This is a genomic window from Streptomyces uncialis (assembly GCF_001905345.1).
In the GTDB taxonomy this organism is placed as follows: Bacteria; Actinomycetota; Actinomycetes; order Streptomycetales; family Streptomycetaceae; genus Streptomyces; species Streptomyces uncialis.
On record NZ_LFBV01000004.1, the window covers coordinates 43,532 to 56,291 of the forward strand.

Annotated in this window: 9 protein-coding genes; 7 read left to right on the plus strand and 2 right to left on the minus strand. The window is 72.2% G+C overall.

Translation table 11 applies throughout. The features are described from left to right. Window positions 1–40 precede the first annotated feature (40 nt). Window positions 41–1,036 carry a TAXI family TRAP transporter solute-binding subunit gene (locus tag AB852_RS17455; protein WP_073789354.1) on the minus strand — a complete coding sequence of 332 codons (996 nt, stop codon included), beginning with the start codon at window positions 1,034–1,036 and terminating at the stop codon, window positions 41–43. 206 nt (window positions 1,037–1,242) lie between these two features. Between AB852_RS17455 and miaB the strand changes: the two genes are divergently transcribed. Both miaB and AB852_RS17465 read left to right on the plus strand, forming a co-directional pair. Then, complete coding sequence (gene miaB / locus AB852_RS17460) at window positions 1,243–2,751, plus strand: tRNA (N6-isopentenyl adenosine(37)-C2)-methylthiotransferase MiaB (protein WP_073789356.1); 1,509 nt, start codon at window positions 1,243–1,245, stop codon at window positions 2,749–2,751. Between the two features lie 198 nt (window positions 2,752–2,949). Next, window positions 2,950–3,675 carry a class III extradiol dioxygenase subunit B-like domain-containing protein gene (locus tag AB852_RS17465; protein WP_073789358.1) on the plus strand — a complete coding sequence of 242 codons (726 nt, stop codon included), beginning with the start codon at window positions 2,950–2,952 and terminating at the stop codon, window positions 3,673–3,675. Between the two features lie 480 nt (window positions 3,676–4,155). Here the strand turns inward: AB852_RS17465 and AB852_RS17470 are convergent, their stop codons facing one another. After that, window positions 4,156–4,491: a hypothetical protein gene (locus AB852_RS17470; RefSeq protein ID WP_073789360.1), complete on the minus strand. Its 336-nt coding sequence runs from the start codon at window positions 4,489–4,491 to the stop codon at window positions 4,156–4,158. A gap of 181 nt (window positions 4,492–4,672) precedes the next feature. Here AB852_RS17470 and miaA point away from each other — a divergent pair, with 181 nt between their 5' ends. From miaA to hflX, 5 genes are all read left to right on the plus strand, one after another. Next, window positions 4,673–5,611, plus strand: a complete 939-nt coding sequence (miaA, locus tag AB852_RS17475; protein WP_073789362.1) for a tRNA (adenosine(37)-N6)-dimethylallyltransferase MiaA — start codon at window positions 4,673–4,675, stop codon at window positions 5,609–5,611. 107 nt (window positions 5,612–5,718) lie between these two features. Beyond that, entirely contained in the window at window positions 5,719–6,237 is a 519-nt protein-coding gene (locus AB852_RS17480; RefSeq protein WP_073789364.1) for a hypothetical protein, read from the plus strand. Between the two features lie 599 nt (window positions 6,238–6,836). After that, the gene (locus AB852_RS17485; protein ID WP_073789366.1) at window positions 6,837–8,996 is read left to right on the plus strand and encodes a RelA/SpoT family protein; all 2,160 of its coding nucleotides are present in this window, start codon (window positions 6,837–6,839) and stop codon (window positions 8,994–8,996) included. Window positions 8,997–9,121: 125 nt separating this feature from the next. After that, window positions 9,122–10,687: a M1 family metallopeptidase gene (locus AB852_RS17490; protein WP_073789368.1), complete on the plus strand. Its 1,566-nt coding sequence runs from the start codon at window positions 9,122–9,124 to the stop codon at window positions 10,685–10,687. A 432-nt stretch (window positions 10,688–11,119) separates the two neighbouring features. Next, a complete protein-coding gene (hflX, locus tag AB852_RS17495) occupies window positions 11,120–12,619 on the plus strand; it encodes a GTPase HflX (protein ID WP_073789370.1) in 1,500 nt (499 codons plus the stop codon). The last annotated feature ends 141 nt before the right edge of the window (window positions 12,620–12,760 follow it).

Consider the following 12,760-nt stretch of genomic DNA (forward strand, 5'->3'; position numbering starts at 1 on the left):
GGCCGACCGCGTGGTCCGGCCGGACTGGTGCCGGACGTCCCTACGGCTTCACCGAGCGGTAGTAGCTCCGGGCGCCGTCGTGCAGCGGCAGCGGGTCGGTGTAGAGGGCGGTGCGCAGATCGACCAGCTGGGCCGCGTGGACCCTGCCCCCGATGTGGTCGCGGCTGTCGATCACGGTGCGGGTGAGCCGCTCGGTCAGCTCGGGATCGAGCCGGTCCGTGGTGACCAGCAGATTCGCCACCGCCAGGGTCGACACCGCGGTGCCCTGCTGCGCCGACGGGTATGCGTCGGCGGGCATCACGGACGCCCGGTAGTAGCGCGAGGCGCCGCCCTGGTCGTGCAGTGCGTCGACCAGGTCACCGAGCTCCACGAAGCGCACGTCGAACTCCTCCGAGAGCTCGCGCACCGAGTTGGTGGGCAGACCGCCGGACCAGAAGAACGCGTCGATGTCGCCGCCCTTCAACGCGCTCGTCATGGTGTCGATCCCTATCGACACCGGCTCGATGTCGCGCTGCGGATCGAGCCCCGCCGCCCTCAGCACACGGTTCGCGATCAGCCGGACCCCGGACCCCACCTGGCCGACCGCGACCCTCTTGCCGCGCAGCTGGTCCGCCGCCAGCACAGAGGAGCCGCGTGGCACGACGAGCTGCACGTAGTCGTCGTACAGGCGGGCGCAGCCGCGCAGCCGGTCCGCTCCCGGCCGGCCGTCCAGCCGGTACTTCTCGACGGCGTCCGCCGCGGCGACGGTGAAGTCGGCGGACCCTGAGGCCACCCGCCGCACGTTCTGCTGGGAGCCCTCGCTGGGGGTCAGCGTCACGTCGAGGTCCGGCACGTCGCGGGCCAGCGCGGTCCGCAGCAGCTTTCCGTAGCGCTCGTAGACGCCGGACCGCACCCCGGTGCTGAAGGTGACCTCGCCCCGGGGGGAGTCCTCCTCCAGCGGCAGCACCCACCACAGCAGCAGACCGAGCACGACGAGCGCCCCGGTGCCGCCCCGGAGGGCGCGGCGTCGGTCGATACGGGGCAGTGCCGGGAACATGGCCGCGATCCTGCCAGGCCGGGGCCGTGGCTGGATAGTGTTCATCGGGGTACCGAACCGGTCCCGGGTGCGGCGCCCGCGCGGGCGCGCCAGGTGTCCGACGGGCTCACCGACAGGTTTCCCGTCGAGGTCCGCCACCGCGTGGAGGACGGCCTGGCGGACCGGCCGACCGCAGCCCTTACCCTGGACAGGTGAGCGGTAACGACGTGGCTGGCGGAACAGTGGACGGTTTGAAAACGTACGAAGTGCGCACTTACGGGTGTCAGATGAACGTCCACGACTCCGAGCGACTCTCGGGGCTGCTGGAGGGCGCCGGATACGTCCGCGCGCCCGAGGGCGCCGACGGCGACGCCGATGTCGTCGTCTTCAACACCTGCGCCGTCCGGGAGAACGCCGACAACCGTCTGTACGGCAACCTCGGCCGCCTGGCCCCGATGAAGACCAAGCGCCCCGGTATGCAGATCGCCGTGGGCGGCTGCCTCGCCCAGAAGGACCGCGACACCATCGTCAAGCGCGCGCCCTGGGTCGACGTGGTCTTCGGCACACACAACATCGGCAAGCTGCCGGTGCTGCTGGAGCGGGCCCGCGTCCAGGAAGAGGCGCAGATCGAGATCGCCGAGTCGCTGGAGGCGTTCCCCTCGACCCTCCCGACCCGCCGAGAGAGCGCGTACGCCGCGTGGGTGTCCATCTCCGTCGGATGCAACAACACGTGCACGTTCTGCATCGTCCCCGCGCTGCGCGGCAAGGAGAAGGACCGCCGGACCGGCGACATCCTCGCCGAGATCGACGCGCTCGTCGCCGAGGGCGTCTCGGAGATCACCCTCCTCGGGCAGAACGTCAACGCGTACGGCTCCGACATCGGGGACCGCGAGGCGTTCAGCAAGCTCCTGCGCGCGTGCGGCACGATCGACGGTCTCGAACGGGTCCGCTTCACCTCGCCGCACCCGCGTGACTTCACCGACGACGTGATCGCCGCCATGGCCGAGACCCCGAACGTCATGCCGCAGCTCCATATGCCGCTCCAGTCGGGCTCCGACCCCGTCCTCAAGGCCATGCGCCGCTCCTACCGCCAGGAGCGCTACCTCGGCATCATCCGGAAGGTCCGCGAGGCGATCCCGCACGCCGCGATCACCACCGACATCATCGTGGGCTTCCCCGGCGAGACCGAGGAGGACTTCGAACAGACCCTCCATGTGGTGCGCGAGGCCCGCTTCACCCAGGCGTTCACGTTCCAGTACTCCAAGCGCCCCGGCACGCCCGCCGCGGAGATGGACGGCCAGATCCCCAAGGCCGTCGTCCAGGCCCGCTACGAGCGGCTGGTCGCCCTTCAGGAGGAGATCTCCTGGGACGAGAACAAGAAGCAGGTCGGCCGCACCCTCGACCTCATGGTCGCCGAGGGCGAGGGCCGCAAGGACGGGGCCACGCACCGGCTGTCCGGCCGCGCCCCCGACTACCGCCTCGTGCACTTCACCAAGCCCGACGAAGAGGTACGCCCGGGTGACGTGGTGACCGTGGAGGTCACCTACGCGGCACCGCACCATCTGCTCGCCGAGGGCGACGTCATCAAGGTGCGCCGCACGCGCGCGGGGGACGCCTGGGAGAAGCGCACCGCTCAGCCCGCCGCGCCGTCCGCCGGAGTCATGCTCGGCCTGCCGGGCATCGGTGTCCCCGCGCCCCTGCCCGCCGCCACCGGGGGCGCCTGCGGCGGTCGGTGACGGCTGCCGCGCGGGGGGAACGACGCCGACGCGCCACACGTGCGACACGTGCGGTACTCGTGGTGAGCTCCTGACCGCTGGGCGGGGGGCCTGTCCGCGCGTACGGTCACCGCGGCCGGTGGGGTGCCACGGTCGGGCGGCCCTCCCGCGCGTGGGCGCGCTGGGACATCACCCGCGCGCGGGACTACCCTGCCGATCATGCTTGTCGCCGCCGCCGTCTGTCCCTGTCCACCGCTCCTCGTGCCCGAGGTCGCCGCGGGAGCCGCCCCCGAACTGGACGGGCTCCGTGCCGCGTGCGACGAGGCGCTGCGCACCGTGCTCGACGCCCGGCCCGAGCTGATCGTGGTCGTCGGCCCCGGTCCGGCGGCCGACTCCGCCTGGCACGACCAGGGCGCGCCAGGCAGCTTCCGGCCGTACGGCGTCGCGGTGGACGTACGGCTCGGCGCCACACCCGCGGGCGGCGCCGGGGTGCCCGTACTGCGGTCGCCGCTTCCGTTGTCGCTGACGGTGGGGGCCTGGCTGCTGGAGCGGGCGGGCTGGCGGGGCCCGGTACGCGGGCTGGAGGTCGGTGCGGGCCGCGAGTGGCCGGCCAACAGCGAGGACGGGGTCCGGGTGGCCGCCCTGGCCGAGAGGGTGGGGCTCCTGGTGATGGGCGACGGCAGCGCGCGTCGCGACCTCAAGGCGCCCGGGTACCTGGACGAGCGGGCCGAGGAGGCCGACGCCGGTATCGCCGCGGCACTCGCCCGCACCGGCACGGACCATTTCCTCCCCTGGCTGGACGCGGACCTGGCCCGGGAGCTGATGATCTCCGGACGGTCCCCTTGGCAGGTCCTGGACGGCGCCGCCGGCCCGGCCCTCGGGGGGCGGCTGCTCTACGACGCGGCGCCCTACGGGGTGGGCTACTTCGTGGCGTCCTGGAGCTGAACCGCCGCGGCGCCCTCGGGAGCACGAGTGACGGTTGCGGGCGGTGGGTCGACCACGGGGAGCGGGTGGCTGGCGGACCACGGGGGGTGGCGGCTGATGGGGCGGGACGCGCCCCATCAGCCGCCCAGATCATGCCTCAGGCCGCCGAGTCCGGTCCAGGAGGCGTCCGGCCTGCCCGCGGTGCCCCCGCCGCCGTCAGCGGGGCCGGTACGGCCTCCGGCGGGCCTTGGGCGTCCTTGGACCCGGGCCCTGCGGCGCGACCGTCCGCGGACCGTTCCCCGGCCCCGGCCCCGGCCCCGGGTCCCTGCCCGGCCGGGCCGCTCGTGGCACTCGGTGGGGCGGCGCCGTCCGGTGGGGGTTTCGTGGTCGGCCGGTCCAGGGTGTCCTCGGCCTTGCCGGAGCCCGGGTGGATCTTGTCGCTGTACTCGCGACCGAGGCCGGGCCGATCGGACGGCAACCGGATCGGTGAGCGGGCGACCGCTACTTGCGGGCGCCCTCACCCGCTTCGTTGTCCGCCGCCTGCTCGGCGGACTGCTGCTTGGGGATCTCGACGGGCTCCGCCACCGCCCCCGTCCTGCTCGTGCAGCACCCGGCGGCGTCCGGGGTCTGCGCAGCCTTCGCGGACTTCTCCTGGACATCACTCCGGGGAGCGTCCTCGGTGCGGGCCTCCGGCGTGTCCGAGGCGGCCGAAGGGGCCGAAGGGGCCGACCCCTCTTCGGCCGGGGCGTCGGCTGCCGGTGTCACATCCGCAGCCTTGGCCGTCGACGCCTCCTCCGCACCCTTCGGCTTGCGGAGAAACCGTGCGAAAACGCTCATAACTACTCCATACCCTGCTCGTTCGGGCGAAATCCCTCGCCGTCCGGTGCGTCCCATTGCGTCGCCCCGGGTTCCCCGTTCTCGAATCCGGCGCCAGGACCTCGCAACAGGCAACGACCCCGCGCGCGTGCCGTCACGTAACTCGTTCGGGAAGGGGCGTGAGGTTTGCGAGACTGGGGCGGTGAGTACCGCACCCCCCGCGCCGCGGGTCATCGCCGTCGTCGGGCCGACCGCGGCAGGAAAGTCCGATCTGGGCGTCTTCCTCGCCCAGCGACTCGGCGGCGAGGTCGTCAACGCCGACTCGATGCAGCTCTACCGGGGGATGGACATCGGCACCGCCAAGCTGACGACCGGGGAACGCGGCGGTGTCCCGCATCATCTGCTGGACATCTGGGACGTCACGGTGACCGCGAGTGTCGCCGAGTACCAGCGCCTCGCCCGTGCCGAGATCGACCGTCTGCTCGCGGAGGGCCGCTGGCCCGTCCTCGTCGGCGGTTCCGGCCTCTACGTCCGCGGCGCCATCGACCACCTGGAGTTCCCCGGCACCGACCCGGTCGTGCGGGCCCGGCTGGAGGACGAGCTGACCCTGCGCGGCTCCGGAGCCCTCCACGCGCGACTGTCGGCCGCGGACCCCGACGCGGGCCGCGCGATCCTCCCGAGCAACGGCCGCCGTATCGTGCGCGCCCTCGAAGTGATAGAGATCACCGGCAGGCCGTTCACGGCCAATCTTCCCGGCCACGAGTCCGTCTACGACACCGTGCAGATCGGTGTCGACGTCCCCCGCGCCGAACTCGACGAGCGCATCGCCACGCGCGTGGACCGTATGTGGGAGGCGGGCCTGGTGGACGAGGTGCGGGCACTGGAGGAGCGGGGACTGCGTGAGGGCCGTACCGCCGCCCGGGCCCTCGGCTACCAGCAGGTGCTCGCCGCGCTCGCGGGGGAGTACGGCGAACGGGAGGCGCGGGACGAGACCGTCCGCGCCACCAAGCGCTTCGCGCGCCGCCAGGATTCATGGTTCCGCCGCGACCCACGGGTCCACTGGCTCAGCGGCGCCCTGCCGGATCACCGGGAACTCCCGGCACGTGCCCTGGCGTTGCTCGAACGAGCGGTCACAGCCTGATCACGTGATGGCATCGGGACGCTCCGGCCGTCATCCCGGCCCCCTGTGCCGTGCCATCATCGAGCGACGATCGACCAGTGAAGTCCGAAGTGGGAGGGCGCGTGGCGATGGAGGCCGGCCCTCGTGACACCGCACCAGGCGACCAGCGCGGGACAGCGCGTGCGGACGCCGCCCGCACCCCGCGGGTACCGCCCCAGGCGGGCGACGGACTCACCCCCGACGGACCCGACAGCATCTCCGGCATCGTCCCGGTCGACGGCCTCACGGCCGACGTGATCGACACCGGGCCCGAGGTCGAGGTGGAACTGCGGCCCCGGGGCAAACTGCGGTTGTGGCAGCTCGCCCCGATCGTCGGACTCGGCGCTCTCGGCTCGCTGATGTTCGCCTTCCCGCTCGCCTTCGAGTTCGGTGACGGTGGTGCGGTCGTCGCCATGCTGGGGTTGCTCATCTGCTCCTGCGCCGCGGGCTGGGGCATGATGGCCGCCCGCCGGGTCGGCTACACCTGGCCGGGCCTGCCGCAGCGCGGCTCCGGCCGCCGCCCCGACTGGCGGGTCATCGCCCTCTACGTGGTCGTCGTCGCCGCTGTCATCGCCCTCGCCGTGTGGCGAGTGGCCCGCCTGCGCTGACCCCCGTCCGGCTCGCGCCACTGAGGTCGACCCCCGGGGCTTGTCCGAGCCCTCGCGCGGGGCGACGCTCTCCGGCTGCACCCGCCCCATGGCCGCCTAGGGCACCCGCGTACGACACCCGCCTGTGGGTCCCGACCCGCATGGCACCCGCCCGTGGCAGCGAGCCGCGCAGCGCACCCACCCGTGTCCCCGATGGCAGCCCCGCGCGCGGGACATCGAGCCCATCCCGTGACGTCCCGCGCGTGGGACGTCGTGTCCGCGTTCTCCCCGCACTCCTCGAAGAACCTTTCGAGACGCCGCCTCCGGGGCGCGCGCAACGGGGCGCCCGAAGTCGCGTGGCGCCCCCCACGGCTACGCCGTACGGCTGAAAAAGCTCACCCTGGCCGGAACCCATCTCCCCGTTCCCGGATGTGTAAACCCACGATCACTCCCACGAACGGGTGATCCGTTTCACGCTCGTCGAGAGCCGGTCCGCCGGACGTGGTGAGCTCGGTAGCATCAAGCACCGGCCCGGACGGGAGACCACCCGCACACCTCCAGCAGTTGAACGCCTGGAGGCGACCTTTCCGCACCGCCGGTCGACGCAGCCGGAGGTGCCCATGAGCGCGGAGGCCACAAACCCTGCGACCCCAGACTCCCTGACGCCCGGAGCCCACCGCAGGCGCGGCCGCCCCCGCATCGACCTGCGCCGACTGGGCCGCGCCGCCCTGCTGGGGCCCGCGAGCAGGGACCGGCTGCCGGACGCCATCGGGCATGTGGTCGAAGCCCACCGTGCCCACCACCCCGACGCCGCGCTGGACGCCCTGCGCCGCGCGTACGTGCTCGCCGAGTCCTCCCACCGGGGACAGATGCGCAAGAGCGGTGAGCCGTACATCACACACCCGCTCGCCGTCACCCTGATCCTCGCCGAACTCGGCGCGGAGACCACCACCTTGACCGCCTCGCTGCTCCACGACACCGTCGAGGACACCGAAGTGACGCTGGAACAGGTACGCCAGGAGTTCGGCGAAGAGGTCTGCTTCATCGTCGACGGCGTCACCAAACTGGAGAAGGTCGACTACGGGGCCGCCGCCGAACCCGAGACCTTCCGCAAGATGCTCGTCGCCACCGGCAACGACGTCCGGGTGATGTCCATCAAACTCGCCGACCGGCTCCACAACATGCGCACCCTCGGCGTCATGCGCCCCGAGAAACAGGAACGCATCGCCAAGGTCACCCGGGATGTCCTCATCCCCCTCGCGGAACGCCTCGGCGTCCAAGCGCTCAAGACGGAGCTGGAGGACCTCGTCTTCGCGATCCTCCACCCCGAGGAGTACGCGTACACCAGGCACCTGATCGCGGAGAACGACGCCCGCGCGGACGACCCGCTCACCGAGACCGCCGACGCGGTACGCGCGGTCCTCAGGGAAGCGGGCATCCCGGCCGATGTCCTCATCCGGCCACGGCATCTGCTCTCCGTGCACCGGGTCCGCCTCAAGCGCGGCGAGCTGCGCGGCGCCGACTTCGGACGCCTGCTGGTCCTCGTCAACGAGGACGCCGACTGCTACGCGGTCCTCGGGGAACTGCACACCTGCTTCACCCCGGTCGTCTCGGAGTTCAAGGACTTCATCGCCGTCCCCAAGTACAACCTCTACCAGTCGCTCCACACCGCGGTGGCCCGCACCGACGGCGAGGTCGCCGAAGTCCTCATCCGCACCCACCAGATGCACAAGGCCGCCGAAGCCGGCGTCGTCGCCCTCGGCAACCCGTACACCGGCACCGACGAGCCGGTTGCCGTTCCCGTCGCCGCGGCACCCGGCACGGCCGACGCCACCCTGGGCGGCATGCTGCCCGAAGGCGAGCGCGCCGACCCCACCCGGCCCGGCTGGCTCTCCCGGCTCCTGGAATGGCAGCGCGCCGCGCCCGACCCCGACACCTTCTGGTCGACGCTGCGCGCGGACCTCGCCCAGGACCGGGAGATCACCGTCTTCCGCACCGACGGCGGCACCCTCGGGCTCCCGGCGGGCGCCACCTGCGTGGACGCCGCCTACGCCCGGTACGGCGAGGACGCCCACGCCTGCATCGGGGCCCGCGTCAACGGCCGTCTGGCGACGCTCAGCACCGTGCTGCGGGACGGCGACACCGTCCATCTCCTCATGAGCCAGGACACCTCGTCCGGGCCCTCCAGGGAGTGGCTGGACCACGCGGTAACCCCCGGCGCCAGGATCGCCATCGGCCGCTGGCTCGCCGCCCACCCCGACGACACCGAGACCCCCCAGAACGCCCCCAGGACGCCCGTGACGGCTCCCTCCGCCCGCCCCGGGGCCGCCGGGGCCGTCGTGGACCTGCCCGGCGCCTCCGTCCGTCTGGCGGGCTGTTGTACGCCCGTGCCCCCGGACGAGATCACGGCCTTCGCCGTCCGCGGGGGAGCGGCCACCGTCCACCGCGTCCGGTGCTCCGCCGTCACCCGCATGCTGAGCGCGGGACGCCCCGCCGTCGGCGTCCGCTGGGGAGACACCTCCGAGTACCGCGTCACCCTCGTCGCTGAATCGTTCGGCCGCCCCCATCTGCTCGCCGACCTGACGGAGGCCATCGCCCAGGAAGGCGTCGCGATCGTCTCGGCGACCGTCGAGCCCCCCGCCCGTCAGCAGGTACGCCACACCTACACCCTGCAACTCCCCGACGCCGCCCGGCTCCCCGCCCTCATCAAGGCCATGCGGAACGTCGCGGGGGTGTACGACGTCAGCCGCGCACAGCACCCGGCGGGCGCCGCACCGTAGAAGCACCCTCCACGCGCGCGTGGAGGGTGACGGGCCGGGACACGACCCGCGCGCGTGGGTCTCGTTCGGGTGCGCCTGGCGCGCGTCGCCACGGCACGGGGGCCGACCGCTGGTAGCGGTGATCCATGTTGCTCATCGACCGTTCCAGGGCCCCCAGGCCGTCCCGGCCGCCCGGCCCCAAGGCACCCCGGACCAGAGGCGCGCTGCTCGCCGTCGCCGCCACCTTCTCCCTGGTCGCCGCGAGCGTCCCCGCCCCGGCCGTCCCGCTGGGCGTCGGCGACCGGCTCTTCCCGAACCTCGGCAACCCCGGCTACGACGTGACCGCCTACGACCTGTCCTTCACCTACCCCGGCAGCAACGACAAGCCCCTGGCGGCGGTGACCCGGATCGACGCCCTCGCCGTCGACCGGCTGGAGCGGTTCAACCTCGACTTCGCGTACGGCCGGGTCACCTCCGTCGTCGTCAACGGCGCCCCCGCGCGCTGGGCGGCCGTCGAGGAGGACCTGGTGGTCACCCCCGCCACGACCGTCCCACGGGGCACCCACCTGCGCGTCACCGTGCACCACACCAGTGATCCCGCACCCGGCGGAGACCACGACAGCGGCTGGGTCCGCAGCACCGACGGGCTCGCCATGGCCAACCAGGCCGACGCCGCCCACCGGGTCTTCCCCTGCAACGACCACCCTTCCGACAAGGCCGACTTCACCTTCCGTGTCACCGCTCCCAGCGCCCTCACAGCCGTCGCGAACGGACTGCCCGCCGGTGTCACCCGGGACGGCGGGACCACCACCTGGACCTACCGCACCGTCCACCCCATGGCCACCGAACTGGCCCAGGTGTCCATCGGCGCCTCCACCGTCGTCCACCGGGACGGCCCGCACGGACTGCCCCTGCGCGATGTCGTCCCCACCAAGGACCGCGACACCCTCGAACCCTGGCTGCGCCGCACCCCCGAACAGATCACCTGGATGGAGGAAAAGGTCGGCGGCTACCCCTTCGAGACATACGGGCTGCTGGTCGCGGAGGCACGCACCGGGTTCGAACTGGAGACACAGACCCTGTCCCTGTTCGAACGTGACCTCCTGCTCGGCGGGCGATACCCCGACTGGTACATCGAATCGATCATGGTGCACGAACTCGCCCACCAGTGGTTCGGCAACAGCGTCACCCCGCGCGCGTGGTCCGACCTCTGGCTCAACGAAGGACACGCCACCTGGTACGAGGCCGTCCACGCCGACGAGAACGGGCACCGGCCGCTCGAAACGAGGATGCGCGACGCCTACCTCAGATCCGACGAGTGGCGGGCCTCCGGAGGACCGCCGGCCATGCCCAAGGCGGCACAGCCCGGCCAGAAGATCAGCATCTTCCGACCCATCGTGTACGAGGGCAGCGCGCTCGTCCTGTACGCCCTGCGGCAGAAGATCGGCCACCGCGCCTTCGAGCGGCTCGAACGCCTCTGGGTGACCACCTACCGTGACCGCACGGCTACCACCGAGAACTTCACCGACCTGGCGTCCGCGGTCTCCGGGCGCGACCTGCGCGACTTCTTCCAGGGCTGGCTCCACGGCACGACGACACCGCCCATGCCCGGCCATCCCGAATGGAGCGATCCACCGCCCCCGGCCACCTCGCGCGGCGAGTCGCCCGACGCCGAGCCGACCGCCCCGACGGCCCACCACCACCGGCCATGACGCCGACCGCCCGGCGATGCCGGCCTCACCTGGTGAGGCCGCCCCGGCCGAACCGCGCACGGGCCTGTTCCTGCCCCGCCTGCTCCGGTCCCGCCTGCTCCGGTCTCGCCTACTTCGGCCCTGGCTGCTCCGCCCGCCCGCCCGCCCGCGGGCGGCACCGGCTCCCCGGCCACGGTCCGGTCCGGGCCGGGCGATGGACACTGCGGAAAACCTCAGTGCGCTCTGCGGAAAACCTCAGTGACGAGACGGCCCGTGCCGTGCGACCATCATCAGGTCGGCGACGCCTCCGCTTCCACGAGGAAGCGCGGCCGCAAGCGGGACCTCCGGGAATCTCCGGACGGCCCCGCACGTTGACGAAGTGACGGGCATCAGCTCGTCGTACGGTCGGGTCGGCACCCGTCCAGCCACCTCTCCCCACGGCGTAAGGATCAAATGACCTCCTCTTCATCCCCTTCCCAGGACACGCAGAACTTCGCTCAGAACTACACCGAAGGTCTTCGGGCCGATGCCCTGATGGAAGAGGACGTCGCCTGGAGCCACGAGATCGACGGCGAGCGGGACGGCGAGCAGCTCGACCGCTCCGAACGCGCGGCCCTCAGGCGCGTGGCGGGTCTCTCCACCGAGCTGGAGGACATCACCGAGGTCGAGTACCGCCAGCTCCGCCTGGAGCGTGTGGTTCTCGTCGGGGTGTGGACCTCCGGCACCGCACAGGACGCGGACAACTCCCTCGCGGAGCTCGCCGCCCTGGCCGAGACCGCCGGCGCGGTGGTGCTGGACGGCGTGATCCAGCGCCGTGACAAGCCCGACGCGGCCACGTACATCGGTTCGGGCAAGGCCCGCGAACTGCTCGATCTGGTGATCGAGTCGGGCGCGGACACCGTCATCTGCGACGGAGAGCTCTCCCCGGGCCAGCTCATCCACCTGGAAGACGTCGTCAAGGTCAAGGTCATCGACCGTACGGCCCTGATCCTCGACATCTTCGCCCAGCACGCCAAGTCCCGTGAGGGCAAGGCGCAGGTCGCGCTCGCGCAGATGCAGTACATGCTTCCGCGACTGCGCGGCTGGGGTCAGTCGCTGTCCCGTCAGATGGGCGGCGGCAAGGGCGGCGGTCTCGCCACCCGAGGCCCTGGTGAGACCAAGATCGAGACGGACCGGCGCCGTATCCGCGAGAAGATGGCCAAGATGCGCCGGGAGATCGCGGAGATGAAGACCGGCCGCGAGATCAAGCGCCAGGAACGTCGGCGTAACAAGGTCCCCTCGGTCGCCATCGCGGGCTACACCAACGCCGGCAAGTCCTCCTTGCTGAACCGGCTGACCGGTGCGGGAGTACTCGTGGAGAACTCCCTCTTCGCCACCCTCGACCCGACTGTGCGCCGGGCCGAGACCCCGGGCGGCCGGGTGTACACGCTCGCCGACACCGTCGGATTCGTCCGGCATCTGCCGCACCACCTGGTCGAGGCGTTCCGTTCCACCATGGAAGAGGTCGGGGACTCCGATCTCATCCTGCACGTCGTGGACGGTTCCCACCCGGCGCCGGAGGAGCAGCTGGCCGCCGTGCGCGAGGTCATCCGCGATGTCGGCGCGACCCATGTGCGCGAGATCGTCGTGATCAACAAGGCGGACGCGGCGGACCCGCTCGTCCTTCAGCGACTCATGCGGATCGAGAAGCACTCGCTCGCCGTGTCCGCGCGCACCGGCCAGGGCATCGAGGAACTGCTCGCGCTGATCGACTCGGAACTGCCCAGGCCCGAGGTCGAGGTCGAGGCCCTGGTGCCGTACACCCACGGTCAGCTCGTCGCCCGCGCCCATTCCGACGGCGAGGTGATCTCCGAGGAGCACACCCCGGAGGGCACCCTGCTCAAGGCCCGGGTGCATCAGGAACTGGCGGCCGACCTGGCGCCGTACGCTCCCCAGGCATCGGCCACAGCCTGATCCGGTGAGGAGCGGGGGCGGCGCCTGAGTGCTCCGCCCCTTGCTCGTCGTACCGGGGACCTCGCGGCACCGCCGCCAGGCCCGTAGCAGTCATGATCGACGGCCCTGTGCCGGTCCTCCCTGGAGGACCGGCACAGGGCC